This is a genomic window from Burkholderia sp. SRS-25 (assembly GCF_004343765.1).
Lineage (GTDB): Bacteria > Pseudomonadota > Gammaproteobacteria > Burkholderiales > Burkholderiaceae > Burkholderia > Burkholderia contaminans.
The window spans coordinates 87251-102744 of sequence record NZ_PTXM01000016.1; the positions used below are offsets into that span (position 1 = coordinate 87251).

The window sequence follows — 15494 nt, forward strand, 5'->3', positions numbered from 1 at the left end:
GCTCGACTGTGGTGGCATGACGACTGATTGGATAATGCGCTGCGTCAGCGTCAGTCCGGATGTCGCGCATCCGGCGTGGCCGGGTGATCACGGTGTTTCGTCTGCTCGGAGGCTTGGTGCCGAGCCTGAGCCCGGAGCCGCGTCACAGTGCGGGTTCTGGGCGACGGTCGTGCCCGCCCGCCGGCGCCCCCGCCGGGCATCGTTTCCTCGCGACTCCCTCGTCGCCGCATTTTTTCGGGCAAGAAATACCGGTGCAAAAAAGCGACCTTACAACTGTCATCGTACGTCGTCGAATCGCAGCTTTTTTCACATGATGAGGCGTCGTTTTACGCAGGTTTTTGTCGCGTCTAAAGCCTTGAATCACTTGCAACTATCGCTTACAATCGCCCGGATTTGTTAGCTAGGCACCCCTGAAAGCTTTCAGAAAGCTTGGGGCCGGGTTCAAGGATTTTGCGGAAGATTGCGATGGCGGGTCAGGCGCCGGACGACAGGCACGATGATCAGCGCACGCAACGCACCGCCTCAGCGGCCGGCGAGCGGCGCGAATTCGATGATGACTGGGATGCCGAGCAGCAAGATAACAACATCGTTCCGCTCACGCGGGTAGAAGCCGAAAAGCTGTTCGGCCCGAACGTGAGCAAGCCCTCGCGCGTGACCCCCTATAAGGTGGTATTCGCGCAAGTGGTTCTGTCCCTGGTTGCAACGCTGGCGTGGTGGCTGTTTTCGAAGTCGCCGGGCGCCGCTGCGCAATCCGCGTTTCTGGGCGGAGCGATCGGCTGGGTGCCCAGTGCGGTATTCGTGGCACGACTGAAGGCAGGTGGCTCGGCCACCGTGATGAGCTGGGTGATGGGCGAAGCCCTGAAACTCGCTCTGACGATCGGGATGTTCACAGCAGTGGCGTTCGGCTGGTCCGGCGTGCACTGGGTGCCGTTCCTCGTCACGTACCTCGTCGTGCTGAAAACGTACTGGATCGCGCTGGCCTGGCGGTAAGGAACAAGCAGCGTGCGGTTTCGACAACGAACCGCACCGGCCCGTTCCCGCAATAGCGTGTTGCGGAACTGGCAAAACGATTTTCGACAATTTGGGTGGCATTAACGATATGGCAGCTAGCGAAGGCACGCGCGGTCCGGATCCGTCCGAGTACATTGCGCACCACTTGCAGAATTTCTCCACCTCGCATCAGACGTCGATTTTCGACATCCACGTCTGGAATCTCGACACGCTGTTCTGGTCGATCGTTTGCGGCATCGTGACGATCCTCGTGCTGCGTCTGGCTGCCCGCAAGGCGACGTCGGGCGTGCCGGGCCGTTTCCAGTGCGCGATCGAGATGCTCGTCGAGATGGTCGAAGACCAATCGAAGGCCATCGTTCACGGCAATCGTACCTTCATCGCTCCGCTCGCGCTCACGGTGTTCGTGTGGGTCGCGCTGATGAACTCCCTCGACTTCCTCCCCGTCGACCTGCCGGGCCGCGTGATCGGCCTGCTCGGTCTGTCGGACGTGATTTCCCACCATCGCATCGTCCCGACGGCCGACCTGAACGGCACGCTCGGCATCGCGCTCGGCGTGTTCGTCCTGATGATCTACTACAGCATCAAGATCAAGGGCGCGGGCGGCTTTGTGCATGAGCTGCTGTCGGCACCGTTTGGCGCCCACCCGCTGCTGTGGATCCCGAACCTCGCGCTCAACATCGTCGAATACCTCGCGAAGACCGTTTCCCTCGGTATGCGGCTGTTCGGCAACATGTACGCGGGTGAGCTGTTGTTCCTGTTGATCGCCCTGCTCGGCAGCATGTGGAGCTTCGGTGGCGACGCAACGTTCCTCGGCTTCGTTGGTCATGTGATCGCGGGTAGCGTCTGGGCAATCTTCCACATCCTGATTGTTCTGTTGCAGGCATTCATTTTCATGATGCTGACGCTGGTGTATCTCGGCCAAGCGCACGACAAGCACTAAGCGCGGCGTGCCAGAAAGAGTTTCCGTTTTAGTTTTTTAAATCTCAGTTCCAAGTCTTTTCACAAAGGAGTGATCATGCAAGCTTACATCGCCAACATCCAAGGTCTGACCGCCATCGGTATCGGCATCATCATCGGCCTGGGTGCAATCGGCGCCTGTATCGGTATCGCGCTGATGGGTGGTAAGTACATCGAAGCCTGCGCACGTCAGCCGGAACTCATCAACCCGCTGCAAACGAAGATGTTCCTGCTGGCTGGTCTGATCGACGCGGCATTCCTGATCGGCGTGGGTGTTGCAATGCTGTTCGCGTTCGCGAACCCGCTCCTGTCGAAGCTCGCAGGCTAAGGTTCCTCGGAAATTTGCGTCCGGCGCAAGCCGGCGCAGGGCGGAACGGAGACTTGGGGCGCTGATCGAATGCAACTCGATGAGCGCCTTACCGTTTCATTTTTCCGGAATAGCAGATAAGGAAACACCGTGAATCTCAACGCAACTCTGTTTGCGCAAATGGTCGTGTTCCTGGTCCTCGCGTGGTTCACGATGAAATTCGTGTGGCCGCCGTTGATCAACGCCCTCGACGAACGTTCGAAGAAGATCGCCGACGGCCTCGCCGCCGCCGAGAAGGGCAAGGCAGAACTCGACGCAGCGCACAAGCGCGTGGACCAGGAACTCGCGCAGGCCCGCAATGACGGCCAGCAGCGCATCGCCGACGCTGAAAAGCGTGCCCAGGCGGTCGCCGAGGAAATCAAGGCCAACGCTCAGGCTGAAGCCGCCCGCATCATCGCCCAGGCGAAGGCGGAAGCAGAACAGCAAATCGTGAAGGCGCGCGAAGCGCTGCGTGGCGAAGTCGCTACGCTGGCCGTGAAGGGCGCCGAGCAGATCCTGAAGCGCGAAGTCGATCAAACGGCCCACGCCCAACTGCTGAATCAACTGAAAGCCGAGCTCTGATCATGGCCGAACTTGCAACCATCGCCCGCCCTTACGCAGAAGCGCTGTTCCGCGTGGCCGAGGGCGGTGACATCGCCGCCTGGTCCACGCTCGTGCAAGAGCTGGCCCAGGTTGCGCGTCTGCCGGAAGTCCTGTCGGTCGCGTCGAGCCCGAAGGTGACGCGCACGCAAGTAGCCGAGTTGCTGCTTGCTGCGGTGAAGTCGCCGCTCGGAGCTGGCGCCGAAGCGAAGAACTTCGTGCAGATGCTGGTCGACAATCATCGCATCGCGCTGCTGCCGGAAATTGCCGAGCAGTTCGAGGCGCTCAAGAACGAACGTGAAGGTGCAGCCGACGCCGAGATCGTGAGCGCGTTCCCGCTGAACGGCGCGGATCTCGAGAGTCTCGTCTCGGGCCTCGAACGCAAGTTCAAGCGCAAGCTGAAACCGACGGTCGCAGTCGATTCGTCGCTGATCGGCGGCGTGCGCGTGACGGTCGGCGACGAAGTGCTCGACACCTCGGTTCGCGCGCGCCTCGCATCGATGCAGGCTGCGTTGACCGCCTGAGCGCCACGCCGGCACGCAACAGAATTGACTATCAGGAGCGAATAATGCAACTCAATCCCTCTGAGATCAGCGAGCTGATCAAGAGCCGGATCCAGGGCCTTGAAGCGAGCGCAGACGTTCGCAACCAGGGCACCGTGATCTCCGTGACCGACGGTATCGTGCGTATCCACGGCCTGTCGGACGTGATGCAGGGCGAAATGCTCGAGTTTCCGGGCAACACGTTCGGCCTCGCGCTGAACCTCGAGCGCGACTCGGTCGGCGCGGTGATTCTCGGCGAATACGAACACATCTCGGAAGGCGACATCGTCAAGACGACGGGCCGCATTCTCGAAGTCCCGGTTGGCCCGGAACTCGTCGGCCGCGTGGTCGACGCGCTCGGCAACCCGATCGACGGCAAGGGCCCGGTCAACGCGAAGCTGACCGACGCGATCGAAAAGATCGCCCCGGGCGTGATCTGGCGTAAGTCGGTGTCGCAGCCGGTGCAGACGGGCATCAAGTCGATCGACGCAATGGTGCCGATCGGCCGTGGCCAGCGTGAGCTGATCATCGGCGACCGTCAGTGCGGCAAGACCGCGGTGGCGCTCGACGCGATCATCAACCAGAAGGGCAAGGACCTGATCTGTATCTACGTCGCGATCGGCCAGAAGGCTTCGTCGATCATGAACGTGGTTCGCAAGCTCGAAGAAACGGGCGCGATGGAATACACGATCGTCGTCGCCGCTTCGGCTTCGGATTCGGCAGCGATGCAGTACCTCGCACCGTACGCCGGCTGCACGATGGGCGAATACTTCCGCGACCGCGGTCAAGATGCGCTGATCATCTATGACGACTTGACCAAGCAAGCCTGGGCATACCGTCAGATCTCGCTGCTGCTGCGCCGCCCGCCGGGCCGTGAAGCTTACCCGGGTGACGTGTTCTATCTCCACTCGCGTCTGCTCGAGCGTGCTGCTCGCGTGTCGGAAGAGTACGTCGAGAAGTTCACGAACGGCGAAGTGAAGGGCAAGAGCGGCTCGCTGACGGCACTGCCGGTCATCGAAACGCAGGCTGGCGACGTGACCGCGTTCGTTCCGACGAACGTGATCTCGATTACCGACGGCCAGATCTTCCTGGAAACCGACCTGTTCAACGCAGGCATCCGCCCGGCAATCAACGCCGGCGTGTCGGTGTCGCGAGTCGGTGGCGCCGCGCAGACGAAGGTCGTGAAGAAGCTGTCGGGCGGTATCCGTACCGACCTCGCGCAGTATCGTGAACTGGCGGCATTCGCCCAGTTCGCATCGGACCTCGACGAAGCGACCCGCAAGCAGCTCGAGCGCGGTCGCCGCGTGACGGAACTGCTGAAGCAGCCGCAGTACCAGCCGCTGCAGGTGTGGGAACTGGCCGTGTCGCTGTACGCCGCAAACAACGGCTACCTCGACGACCTCGACGTCAAGCAAGTGCTGTCGTTCGAGAAGGGCCTGCGCGAAAACCTGAAGACCAGCCACGCTGACCTCATCAAGCGCATCGAAGACACCAAGGATCTCTCGAAGGACGACGAAGGCGCACTGCGCTCGGCGATCGAATCCTTCAAGAAGTCCGGTGCCTATTGATCCGCGAGTGACACACTGAGGCCGCGCGGGTGCTGATGCGCCCGCGCTGCCTCGGTCAAGGAGCAAGCTATGGCTGGAATGAAGGAAATTCGCGGCAAGATCAAGAGCGTGCAGAACACGCGCAAGATCACGAAGGCGATGGAGATGGTGGCCGCATCGAAGATGCGCCGCGCGCAGGAACGCATGCGCGCCGCTCGTCCGTATGCGGACAAGGTCCGTGCCATCGCCGCGCACATGAGCCGCGCGAACCCCGAGTACCGCCACCCGTTCATGGTGGCGAACGAAGGCGCGCAGACGGCCGGCATCATCCTCGTCACGACGGACAAGGGGCTGTGCGGCGGTCTGAACACCAACGTGCTGCGTGCGACGGTGCAGAAGTTCAAGGAGCTGGAAGAGAAGGGCCAGAAGGTCGAAGCCACCGCGATCGGTAGCAAGGGCCTCGGGTTCCTGAACCGCTTCGGCGCGAAGGTGATGTCGCAGGTCGTGCACCTCGGCGACACCCCGCACCTGGACAAGCTGATCGGCGCCGTGAAGACGCAGCTCGATCTGTACTCGGAAGGCAAGCTGTCGGCGGTTTATATCGCTTACACGCGCTTCGTCAACACGATGAAGCAGGAAGCCGTGATCGAGCAGTTGCTGCCGCTGTCGTCGGAACACTTCGAAGCCGATGACGGTACGCCGGCCACGTCGTGGGACTACATCTACGAGCCGGACGCGCAGGCAGTCGTCGACGAACTGCTCGTGCGTTACGTCGAGGCGCTGGTGTACCAGGCCGTCGCGGAAAACATGGCGTCCGAGCAATCGGCGCGCATGGTCGCGATGAAGGCCGCGTCCGACAACGCGAAGACGGTGATCAGCGAACTGCAGCTCGTGTACAACAAGAGCCGTCAGGCCGCGATCACGAAAGAACTGTCGGAGATCGTCGGCGGCGCAGCCGCTGTTTAAGCGCGCGCCCGGGACGACAACTGCGCCTTTGCGCGAGTAAAGAATCAGGTATTTAAAGGAAAAGCGATGAGTACTGCTGCTTTGGTAGAAGGCAAGATCGTACAGTGCATCGGCGCCGTTATCGACGTGGAATTCCCGCGCGACAGCATGCCGAAGATCTACGACGCGCTTATTCTCGATGGCTCGGAACTGACGCTCGAAGTCCAGCAGCAGCTGGGCGACGGCGTGGTCCGTACCATTTGTCTGGGTGCATCCGACGGCCTGCGCCGCGGCCTGACCGTGAAGAACACGGCAAAGCCGATCTCGGTGCCGGTCGGCAAGCCGACCCTCGGCCGAATCATGGACGTGCTTGGCCGTCCGATCGACGAAGCTGGCCCGATCGAAAGCGAAACGACGCGTTCGATCCACCAGAAGGCTCCGGCGTTCGACGAACTGTCGCCGTCGACCGAACTGCTCGAAACGGGTATCAAGGTCATCGACCTGATCTGCCCGTTCGCAAAGGGCGGCAAGGTTGGCCTGTTCGGCGGTGCTGGCGTGGGCAAGACCGTCAACATGATGGAGCTCATCAACAACATCGCGAAGGAACACGGTGGTTACTCCGTGTTCGCGGGCGTGGGCGAGCGTACCCGTGAAGGGAACGACTTCTACCACGAAATGAAGGACTCGAACGTTCTCGACAAGGTCGCGCTGGTGTACGGCCAGATGAACGAGCCGCCGGGCAACCGTCTGCGCGTCGCGCTGACCGGCCTGACGATGGCCGAGCACTTCCGTGACGAAGGCCTCGACGTGCTGTTCTTCGTCGACAACATCTACCGTTTCACGCTGGCCGGTACCGAAGTGTCGGCACTGCTCGGCCGTATGCCGTCGGCAGTGGGCTATCAGCCGACGCTGGCTGAAGAAATGGGCAAGCTGCAAGAGCGCATCACGTCGACCAAGAAGGGTTCGATTACGTCGGTCCAGGCCGTGTACGTCCCTGCGGATGACTTGACCGACCCGTCGCCGGCTACGACCTTCGGCCACCTGGACGCAACCGTCGTTCTGTCGCGTGACATCGCTTCGCTGGGTATCTACCCGGCGGTCGACCCGCTCGACTCGACGTCGCGCCAGATCGACCCGAACGTGATCGGTGAAGAGCACTACTCGATCACCCGTCGCGTTCAGCAGACGCTGCAGCGCTACAAGGAACTGCGCGACATCATCGCGATTCTGGGCATGGACGAACTGTCGCCGGAAGACAAGCTGTCGGTCGCGCGCGCGCGTAAGATCCAGCGTTTCCTGTCGCAGCCGTTCCACGTTGCTGAAGTGTTCACGGGCTCGCCGGGCAAGTACGTGCCGCTGAAGGAAACGATCCGCGGCTTCAAGATGATCGTCGACGGCGAGTGCGACCACCTGCCGGAACAGGCGTTCTACATGGTCGGCACGATCGACGAAGCCTTCGAAAAGGCCAAGAAGATCTCGTAAGGATCGGGTGAGTCGCACGGCGTGTTCTAGTCGGGATTAGCAGTCGGACTGATAATCCCGGCCGGTCGCGCCGGCCGCAACACGCTCAATCCGCCGTGCATGGGATCGGTGCAGGCGCGCAAGTGTCCGCTCCGATCGACAGGAGTCGATATGGCAACCATCAAAGTAGACGTCGTCAGCGCGGAAGAGCAGATCTTCTCGGGCGAGGCGAAATTCGTCGCGCTGCCGGGCGAAACGGGTGAGCTGGGCATTCTGCCGGGCCACACGCCGCTGATCACGCGGATTCGTCCGGGTGCGGTGCGCATCGAAGTCGAGGGCGGCAACGACGAATTCGTGTTCGTCGCGGGCGGCATTCTCGAAGTGCAGCCGGGCGCCGTGACGGTGCTCGCCGATACCGCGATCCGCGGCAAGGACCTCGATGCGGCGAAAGCCGAGGAAGCACGCAAGCGTGCCGAGGAAACGCTGCAGAACGCGAAGTCGGATCTCGACCTCGCGAAGGCGCAATCCGAGCTCGCGACCGCGATGGCGCAGCTCGAGGCGATCCAGCGTCTGGCGAAGATCCGCAGCCGGCACTGAGCCGCGCCGCGTATCCCGCGAAAGAAAGCAGCCTTCGGGCTGCTTTTTTTTCGCCCTCCGTTTTCGTCTGATTTTTTTGCGGGCCGGATCATTCCGTCCGGTCGTGCTATTTCATCCGTCCGCCGCGATTTGCTGTCAGAGTATCGTCAGCCGCGCGCGTCATCATCCGTGTTGAGGCCGTCCGTCGCGAATGCGCGGCGGAGGCGGGCGCCGCAAGCGCGCAGGCCGACCAGACAAAAAAGGACGGAGACATTCATGGCAGCAGACCTTGGCGTGGGCGCGCTGATCTCGCCCGAAAACGGCTTGTCGTACGTGCGTGGCACAACCGACGTGCCGCTCTCCGAAGCGACGATCGGCCGGTTCCTGCTCGACACGGCCGGGCGCTTTCCCGATCGTCCGGCCGTCGTGTTCCGCGAGCAGCAGGTGCGCTGGACCTGGCGCGAGTTCGCGAACGAAGTCGACGTGCTGGCGTCCGGCCTGGCTTCGCTCGGCATCGTGAAGGGCGATCGCGTCGGCATCTGGTCGCCGAACCGCAGCGAATGGCTGCTCACGCAGTTCGCGACCGCGCGGATCGGCGCGGTGCTCGTCAACATCAATCCGGCCTACCGGCTGTCGGAACTCGAATACGCGCTGAACAAGGTTGGTTGCAAGGCGGTGATCGCCGCCGAACGCTTCAAGACGTCCGCGTATGTCGAGATGCTGCAGACCATCGCGCCGGAACTCGCGACCGCAACGCCGGGCGACCTGCATGCGGCGCGCGTGCCGAGCCTGCGCACGGTCGTGTCGATGGGCGACGTCGCGCCGGCCGGCATGTTCCGCTTCGCGGACCTGATGGCGCGCGGCCGCGAGGCCGTCGATCCCGCGTTGCTCGATGCGCTCGGCGCGACGCTCGAGGCCAACGAGCCGATCAACATCCAGTTCACGAGCGGCACGACGGGCAGCCCGAAGGGCGCGACGCTCACGCACCGCAACGTCGTCAACAACGGGCGCTCGATCGCGACGGCGATGCGTTTCACCGAGCATGACACGCTGTGCATTCCGGTGCCGCTGTATCACTGCTTCGGGATGGTGCTCGCCGTGCTCGCGTGCGTGTCGAAGGGTGCGGCGATGGTGTTCCCCGGCGAAGCGTTCGACCCGGTCGCCACGCTCGCGGCGGTGGCGGAGGAGCGCTGCACCGCACTGCATGGCGTGCCGACGATGTTCATCGCGGAGCTCGATCACCCCGAGTTCGCGAAATTCGACCTGTCGACGCTGCGCACCGGGATCATGGCCGGCTCGCCGTGCCCGATCGAGACGATGAAGCGCGTCGTGTCGCAGATGCACCTGTCGGAGATCACGATCGCGTACGGGATGACGGAAACGAGCCCGGTTTCGTTCCAGAGCTCGACCGACGATCCGCTCGAGAAGCGTACGACGACGGTCGGGCGCATTCAGCCGCATCTGGAAGTGAAGATCGTCGATCCGAGCGGCGGCATCGTGCCGGTCGGCACGACGGGCGAGCTGTGCACGAAGGGCTATTCGGTGATGCTCGGCTACTGGGACGACGATGCGAAGACGCGCGAGGTGCTGGTGGACGGCTGGATGCATACGGGCGACCTCGCGACGCTCGATGCGGACGGCTACTGCAACATCGTCGGCCGGCTCAAGGACATGGTGATTCGCGGCGGCGAGAACGTCTATCCGCGGGAGATCGAGGAATTCCTGTTTCGGCATCCGAAGATCCAGAGCGCACAGGTATTCGGCGTGCCCGATGCGAAGTACGGCGAGGAGCTGTGCGCGTGGATCGTGCTGCGCGCGGACGAGCAGATGACCGAGGACGACGTGCGCGCGTTCTGCAGCGGGCAGATCGCGCACTACAAGATCCCGCGCTACATCCGCTTCGTCGACGAGCTGCCGATGACGGTGACGGGCAAGGTGCAGAAGTTCGTGATGCGCGACCGGATGATCGAGGAGCTGAAGCTCGACGTGCAGAAGACCGCGTAGTGCGGCGTGAAGGCGGGAAAGACGCGGCGGCCTGCGGGCCGTTGCGTTTTCGATGGACGAAAAAAAGCGGGCTTATTAGCCCGCTAAAAACCACACGCTACGGGGTTAGCGCGAGGAGACCAAAGATGAAACCGAGTCCGGCGGGGGGCCGGAAACGACTCCAACAGGGATGCCCCTCGGAAGGGCTTCGGTACGTGACCGACTGGCTCGCAGCGCTTCGCGTCCGCTCACACTTGGCACACGAGACCGCATCCGTGTTGAAACCGTTGAGGCCATTGTGGGCGAATTAATGACCCCTCGCGGTAACAAAGTGTTTCAGGTTGTAACGCCCGCCGGATAAGGCTTTCCGGGATTTTTTGCTGTTTTTGAGGGCCTGAAAAAGGTCATTTTTACCCATATTTTCCGCAGCGTTTTCAGCGCATGCGCGCGATGCGTTTTTCATGCGTATGGGGCTCGACGAATTGCCGATTTGCACGCGAGAAAATGCGTCTTTCAGCCGATACTGCGCATGACAATTCATTCGTCAGAAAGATTTTGAAACGTGATTGGCATGCGCGGAAGTCGGCCGTTCGGCCAATTCGTTCGCGTCGGGCCGATTTTCCGGGTGTCGGCGCGCGGCACCGAAGTGTAACGACGGTGATCGGGCCACCGCCGCGCAGCGACTTTCGCGGGCGGCGGATGCGGGGTCGGTGCCCGCTACCGGCCGCCACGCACGCGCCTGCTTACTTCAGCCACTTATCCGAAATCGCCTGGTATTCGCCGGTCGACAGCGCGAGATGCAGCCACTGATCGACGTACTGCTGGAACGAGACGTCGCCGCGCGGCACCATGTACGCCTTCTCGCCGAACTGGAACGGCTTGTCCGGATGCACCGAGCACAGGCCCGGATTCAGCTTTTGCTGCAGCAGCGTCTCGGACGCATCCGTCACCATCACGTCCGCCTTGCCGGCGAGGATCTGCTTGAAGATCGTTACGTTGTCCGGATAGACGGTGAGGTTCGCATGCGTGAAATACTGCTTCGCGAAACGCTCGTTGGTGCCGCCCGGGTTCACGATCACGCGCGTTTCCGGCCGGTCGATCTGCGCGATGGTCTGGTATTTGTCGGCGTCCGCGCAGCGCACGATCGGGGTCTTGCCGTCGACCACGTACGGCTGCGTGAAGAACACGCGCTTCTGGCGCTCGAGCGTCGTCGACACGCCGCCCACCGCGATGTCGCATTTCGCGACGAAATCGCCGGTCAGGTTCGGCCAGCTCGTCTTCACGTAGTCGGTCTTCACGCCGAGCGACTTCGCGAGCGATTCGGCCATGTCGATGTCGATGCCCTCGAAGCGGCCGTCCGCGCGGTAGTACGAATACGGCTTGTAGTCGCCCGTCGTGCACACGCGCAGCGTGCCGCGCGCGAGCACGTCGTCGAGCCGCGAGCCGGCGCCCGGTGCGGCGGCAGCGGCGCCCGCGCCGGTCTGCGCGTGCGCGGCGGCGCAGCAAAGCAATGCGGTTGCGGCGAGCGTGGCGAATGTCTTCATCGGTCTCCTCCTTCGTTTCGTTCGATATGAGCGTCCGATCATAACGGAGCAATCGCGCGCGTCATATGGCCGCCATCGCGTCGGCATGCGCAGCCCGACGGCGGCTGTCCGGTAAAATGCCGCTTTGCCCTCGCATCGTCGCTCCTACCGTGGCCCATACCCTGCTCAACGACACCTTCCTGCGTGCGCTTCTGCGCGAGCCGACCGACTACACGCCGATCTGGCTGATGCGCCAGGCCGGCCGCTACCTGCCCGAATACAATGCGACGCGCGCGCGCGCCGGCAGCTTCCTCGGTCTCGCGAAGAATCCCGACTACGCGACCGAAGTGACGCTGCAGCCGCTCGAGCGCTTTCCGCTCGACGCCGCGATCCTGTTCTCGGACATCCTGACGATTCCCGACGCGATGGGGCTCGGCCTCGACTTCCAGGTCGGCGAAGGGCCGAAGTTCGCGCATCCGGTCCGTACCGAGGCCGACGTCGCGAAGCTCGCGGTGCCGGACATCGAAGCAACGCTCGGCTACGTGACGGGCGCGGTGCGCGAAATCCGGCGCGCGCTCACCGACGGCCAGGGCCGCCAGCGCGTGCCGCTGATCGGCTTTTCGGGCAGCCCGTGGACGCTCGCGTGCTACATGGTCGAAGGCGGCGGGTCGGACGATTTCCGCACGGTGAAGTCGATGGCGTATTCGCGCCCCGACCTGATGCACCGGATCCTCGACGTGAACGCGCAGGCGGTGGCCGCGTACCTGAACGCACAGATCGAAGCGGGCGCCCAGGCCGTGATGATCTTCGATACATGGGGCGGCGCGCTGGCCGACGGCGCGTACCAGCGCTTCTCGCTGGACTACATCCGCCGCGTGGTGTCGCAGCTCAAGCGCGAGCACGACGGCGAGCGCGTGCCGGTGATCACGTTCACGAAGGGCGGCGGGCTGTGGCTCGAGGAGATCGCGGCGACCGGCGTCGACGCGGTCGGGCTCGACTGGACGGTCAACCTCGGCAAGGCACGCGAACGCGTCGCGGGCAAGGTCGCGCTGCAGGGCAACCTCGACCCGACGATCCTGTTTGCGCCGCCGGCCGCGGTGCGCGAGCAGGCGCGCGCGGTGCTCGACAGCTATGGCAACCATCCGGGCCACGTATTCAACCTCGGGCACGGCATTTCGCAATTCACGTCGCCCGATCACGTCGCCGAACTCGTCGACGAAGTGCATAGCCACAGCCGTGCGATCCGTAGCGGAGCCGCCGGCTGAACGCAAGCGCTGTCATGCTGCACTGCGGCGTGACAGCGTTTCGCTATCGGCACTAAACAGGGCGCAACCCCGCACCGGTTGCCGATTCAGTGCTTGTCAAGACTTGACTTATACACAATTTCCACGTTGCAGCGCGGTAGAGCCCTGTATCGGTCAATTTGTCTCGCTATGGTTCGGTAATTTGAATAGCAGCCTTATGGAATAAGGCTCCGCGGGACACCGCAACAAGCGGCGAAAATCAGCGCAAAGCGCGGCCCCGCGTGCGTTGCGGCCCGTGAGCGGCGAGTTCTCAACAAAGTTATCCACAGGCTGGGCAGGGTATACGGCGATTCCTAATGCGAATCCAAAACTTAGCGCCGAATCTGAAGTTTTACTTTAAGTTTGCTGCCCCGCTGCGGGCGCGGATGTCGGCCGTCCATGCCCATGCGGCGCATGCCGCTGCCGGAGCGCCGGGATGAGCGGCACCTATCTGCGCGTCGCGCTCGACCATCCGCTCGCCACGCTGTTCGACTACCGCTGCGACGCGCAACCGGCGCCCGGGCCCGGCACGCTCGTGCAGGTGCCGTTCGGCAAGCGGCAGGCCGTCGGGCTCGTCTGCGAAGTGACGACTCACACCGACGTGCCACCGTCGCGGCTGCGCGCGATCGACGCGATCTGCGCCGACCTGCCGCCGTTGTCGCCGGACTGGCTCGCGCTCGTGTCGTTCGCCGCCGACTACTACCAGCGCGGGCGTGGCGAGGTCGCGCTGCCGGCGTTGCCGCAGGCGCTGCGCGATGCCGGGCGCTGGGGGCGGCTGCTCGCGCCCGAGGTGCGTTACCGGCCGACGGAAGCCGGCCGCGCGGCGCTGCCCGATGCGTTGCCCGCACGCGGGGCCGCGCTGCGGCGGCTCGCGCAGGCGCTGGTCGACACCGGCTCGCTGGCGCTGCCCGACGCGCGCGCGCTGCACCCGAAGGCGGCGGCCACGCTCGACGACTGGGCGGCGCGCGGCTGGGTCGACGTCGAGGAGATCGGCTGGGCCGATGCGCCTGTGCCCAAAGCTGTGGATAACCTGTTGGCAGCCGGTGGACGAACTGTGCCGCCGGCGCTCACGGACCAGCAGGCCGAAGCGCTCGACGCGATCCGCGCCGCGCAGGGCTTCGCGCCGTTCCTGCTGCACGGCGTGACGGGCAGCGGCAAGACCGAGGTCTATCTTCATGCGCTCGCGTCGCTGCTCGACGCGCGGCCGGATGCGCAGGCGCTCGTGCTCGTTCCCGAAATCAACCTGACGCCGCAGTTCGAAGCCGCGTTTCGCGCGCGCTTCGCGGGGGCGCTCGCCGACGACGCGATCGTCACGCTGCACAGCGGGCTCGCCGAGGGCGAGCGGGCGCGCAACTGGCTCGCCGCGCACACGGGCCGCGCGCGGATCGTGCTCGGCACGCGCCTCGCGGTGCTCGCGTCGATGCCGACGCTCGCGCTGATCGTCGTCGACGAGGAGCACGAGCCCGCTTACAAGCAGCAGGAAGGGCTGCGCTATTCGGCGCGCGATCTCGCCGTGTGGCGCGCGAAGCAGCTCGGCATCACGGTCGTGCTCGGCTCGGCGACGCCGTCGCTCGAAAGCTGGTGGCAGGCCGAGCAGGGCCGCTACACGCGGCTCACGCTGTCGCGTCGCGCAGTGGCCGACGCGACGCTGCCGACCGTGCGGCTGATCGACCTCGAAGAGGAGCGGCGCCGCGGGCGCGCGTCGATGGGCGGGCTGTCGGGGCCGCTCGTCGCGGCGCTGAAGGCGCGGCTCGAGCGCGGCGAACAGAGCCTCGTGTTCCTGAACCGGCGCGGTTATGCGCCGCAGCTCGCGTGCGACGCCTGCGGCTGGGTCGCCGGCTGCCCGCGCTGCAGCGCGTACGTCGTGCTGCACAAGCCCGAGCACGCGTTGCGCTGCCATCACTGCGGCTGGGAATCGCGCATTCCGCGGTCGTGCCCCGAGTGCGGCAACGTCGACATCGCGCCGCTCGGGCGCGGCACGCAACGGATCGAGGAGGCGCTCGCCGAAGCCGTGCCGGGCGCGCGCGTGCTGCGGATCGACGCGGACAGCACGCGCCGCAAGGGAAGCGCCCAGGCGCTCTTTTCCGACGTGCATGCGGGTGAGGTCGATATCCTCGTCGGCACGCAGATGATCGCGAAGGGGCACGACTTCCAGCGCGTGTCGCTCGTCGGCGTGCTCAATGCCGACACCGCGCTGTTCTCGCACGACTTCCGCGCGAGCGAACGGCTGTTCGCACAGCTGATGCAGGTGAGCGGCCGCGCGGGCCGCGCCGGGCTGCCCGGCGAAGTGCTCGTGCAGACACGTTACCCGCGTCACGCGCTGTACCACGCGCTCGGGCGGCAGGATTACGTCGGCTTCGCGAATTCGACGCTCGGCGAGCGCCGCGACGCGCACCTGCCGCCATTCGTCTACCAGGCGTTGCTGCGCGCCGAAGGGCGCACGCTGGACGCCGCGCTCGCGTTCCTGCTGCAAGCCGCGGCCGCGTTGCCGGGGCTGCCGGGCGCCGATCGCGTGACGGTCTACGACGCGGTGCCGATGACGATCGTCAAGGTCGCGAACGTGCATCGCGCGCAGTTGCTGCTCGAAAGCGCATCGCGGGCGGCGTTGCAGCATGCGCTGCGCGCATGGCAGCCTGAGCTGCGCGCGCTGAAGGGCGTGCTGCGATGGAGCGTCGAGGTCGATCCGCTGGATATCTGAGCTGAGCGGCATGCGGCAGCCG

14 protein-coding genes are annotated in these 15494 nt (G+C 64.4%); 12 read left to right on the forward strand and 2 right to left on the reverse strand.

The genetic code is table 11. The features are described 5' to 3' along the window. Positions 1 to 465 precede the first annotated feature (465 nt). The 10 genes from C5O79_RS22480 (at position 466) to C5O79_RS22525 (ending at position 9989) form a co-directional block, all read left to right on the forward strand. Positions 466 to 990: an ATP synthase subunit I gene (locus C5O79_RS22480; RefSeq protein ID WP_046550074.1), complete on the forward strand. Its 525-nt coding sequence runs from the start codon at positions 466 to 468 to the stop codon at positions 988 to 990. A 109-nt stretch (positions 991 to 1099) separates the two neighbouring features. Further along, positions 1100 to 1951 carry a F0F1 ATP synthase subunit A gene (atpB, locus tag C5O79_RS22485; protein WP_011350522.1) on the forward strand — a complete coding sequence of 284 codons (852 nt, stop codon included), beginning with the start codon at positions 1100 to 1102 and terminating at the stop codon, positions 1949 to 1951. A gap of 75 nt (positions 1952 to 2026) precedes the next feature. Then, complete coding sequence (gene atpE, locus C5O79_RS22490; RefSeq protein WP_006482730.1) at positions 2027 to 2296, forward strand: F0F1 ATP synthase subunit C; 270 nt, start codon at positions 2027 to 2029, stop codon at positions 2294 to 2296. A gap of 129 nt (positions 2297 to 2425) precedes the next feature. Next, positions 2426 to 2896: a F0F1 ATP synthase subunit B gene (locus tag C5O79_RS22495; protein WP_039351436.1), complete on the forward strand. Its 471-nt coding sequence runs from the start codon at positions 2426 to 2428 to the stop codon at positions 2894 to 2896. Positions 2897 to 2898: 2 nt separating this feature from the next. Further along, positions 2899 to 3438: a F0F1 ATP synthase subunit delta gene (locus C5O79_RS22500; protein WP_011350524.1), complete on the forward strand. Its 540-nt coding sequence runs from the start codon at positions 2899 to 2901 to the stop codon at positions 3436 to 3438. Positions 3439 to 3482: 44 nt separating this feature from the next. Next, a complete protein-coding gene (atpA, locus tag C5O79_RS22505) occupies positions 3483 to 5024 on the forward strand; it encodes a F0F1 ATP synthase subunit alpha (protein WP_021160444.1) in 1542 nt (513 codons plus the stop codon). Positions 5025 to 5093: 69 nt separating this feature from the next. After that, positions 5094 to 5969 carry a F0F1 ATP synthase subunit gamma gene (gene atpG / locus C5O79_RS22510; protein ID WP_039351431.1) on the forward strand — a complete coding sequence of 292 codons (876 nt, stop codon included), beginning with the start codon at positions 5094 to 5096 and terminating at the stop codon, positions 5967 to 5969. Between the two features lie 66 nt (positions 5970 to 6035). Beyond that, positions 6036 to 7430, forward strand: a complete 1395-nt coding sequence (gene atpD, locus C5O79_RS22515; protein WP_011350527.1) for a F0F1 ATP synthase subunit beta — start codon at positions 6036 to 6038, stop codon at positions 7428 to 7430. 150 nt (positions 7431 to 7580) lie between these two features. Beyond that, complete coding sequence (locus C5O79_RS22520; protein ID WP_006477288.1) at positions 7581 to 8006, forward strand: F0F1 ATP synthase subunit epsilon; 426 nt, start codon at positions 7581 to 7583, stop codon at positions 8004 to 8006. A gap of 255 nt (positions 8007 to 8261) precedes the next feature. Next, positions 8262 to 9989, forward strand: a complete 1728-nt coding sequence (locus C5O79_RS22525; RefSeq protein ID WP_122473445.1) for an AMP-binding protein — start codon at positions 8262 to 8264, stop codon at positions 9987 to 9989. Positions 9990 to 10275: 286 nt separating this feature from the next. Here C5O79_RS22525 and C5O79_RS38210 read toward each other — a convergent pair whose 3' ends face one another. Continuing rightward, positions 10276 to 10431, reverse strand: a complete 156-nt coding sequence (locus C5O79_RS38210) for a hypothetical protein (RefSeq protein WP_163008954.1) — start codon at positions 10429 to 10431, stop codon at positions 10276 to 10278. 280 nt (positions 10432 to 10711) lie between these two features. Next, complete coding sequence (locus C5O79_RS22540) at positions 10712 to 11512, reverse strand: transporter substrate-binding domain-containing protein (RefSeq protein WP_122473447.1); 801 nt, start codon at positions 11510 to 11512, stop codon at positions 10712 to 10714. Between the two features lie 149 nt (positions 11513 to 11661). Here C5O79_RS22540 and hemE point away from each other — a divergent pair, with 149 nt between their 5' ends. Further along, entirely contained in the window at positions 11662 to 12756 is a 1095-nt protein-coding gene (gene hemE / locus C5O79_RS22545) for a uroporphyrinogen decarboxylase (RefSeq protein ID WP_039351423.1), read from the forward strand. 454 nt (positions 12757 to 13210) lie between these two features. Next, positions 13211 to 15472 (forward strand): primosomal protein N', encoded by a 2262-nt coding sequence (locus tag C5O79_RS22550; protein WP_122473448.1) that lies wholly within the window; start codon positions 13211 to 13213, stop codon positions 15470 to 15472. Positions 15473 to 15494 lie beyond the last annotated feature (22 nt).

Coding starts and splice junctions, on each gene's coding strand:
- atpE (WP_006482730.1), top strand. CDS start 2,027: ATGCAAGCTTACATCGCCAACATCCAAGGTCTGACCGCCATCGGTATC.
- C5O79_RS22550 (WP_122473448.1), top strand. CDS start 13,211: ATGAGCGGCACCTATCTGCGCGTCGCGCTCGACCATCCGCTCGCCACG.
- C5O79_RS22520 (WP_006477288.1), top strand. CDS start 7,581: ATGGCAACCATCAAAGTAGACGTCGTCAGCGCGGAAGAGCAGATCTTC.
- C5O79_RS22540 (WP_122473447.1), bottom strand. CDS start 11,512: ATGAAGACATTCGCCACGCTCGCCGCAACCGCATTGCTTTGCTGCGCC.
- atpA (WP_021160444.1), top strand. CDS start 3,483: ATGCAACTCAATCCCTCTGAGATCAGCGAGCTGATCAAGAGCCGGATC.
- C5O79_RS22500 (WP_011350524.1), top strand. CDS start 2,899: ATGGCCGAACTTGCAACCATCGCCCGCCCTTACGCAGAAGCGCTGTTC.
- atpG (WP_039351431.1), top strand. CDS start 5,094: ATGGCTGGAATGAAGGAAATTCGCGGCAAGATCAAGAGCGTGCAGAAC.
- atpD (WP_011350527.1), top strand. CDS start 6,036: ATGAGTACTGCTGCTTTGGTAGAAGGCAAGATCGTACAGTGCATCGGC.
- atpB (WP_011350522.1), top strand. CDS start 1,100: ATGGCAGCTAGCGAAGGCACGCGCGGTCCGGATCCGTCCGAGTACATT.
- C5O79_RS38210 (WP_163008954.1), bottom strand. CDS start 10,431: ATGAAAAACGCATCGCGCGCATGCGCTGAAAACGCTGCGGAAAATATG.
- C5O79_RS22525 (WP_122473445.1), top strand. CDS start 8,262: ATGGCAGCAGACCTTGGCGTGGGCGCGCTGATCTCGCCCGAAAACGGC.
- C5O79_RS22480 (WP_046550074.1), top strand. CDS start 466: ATGGCGGGTCAGGCGCCGGACGACAGGCACGATGATCAGCGCACGCAA.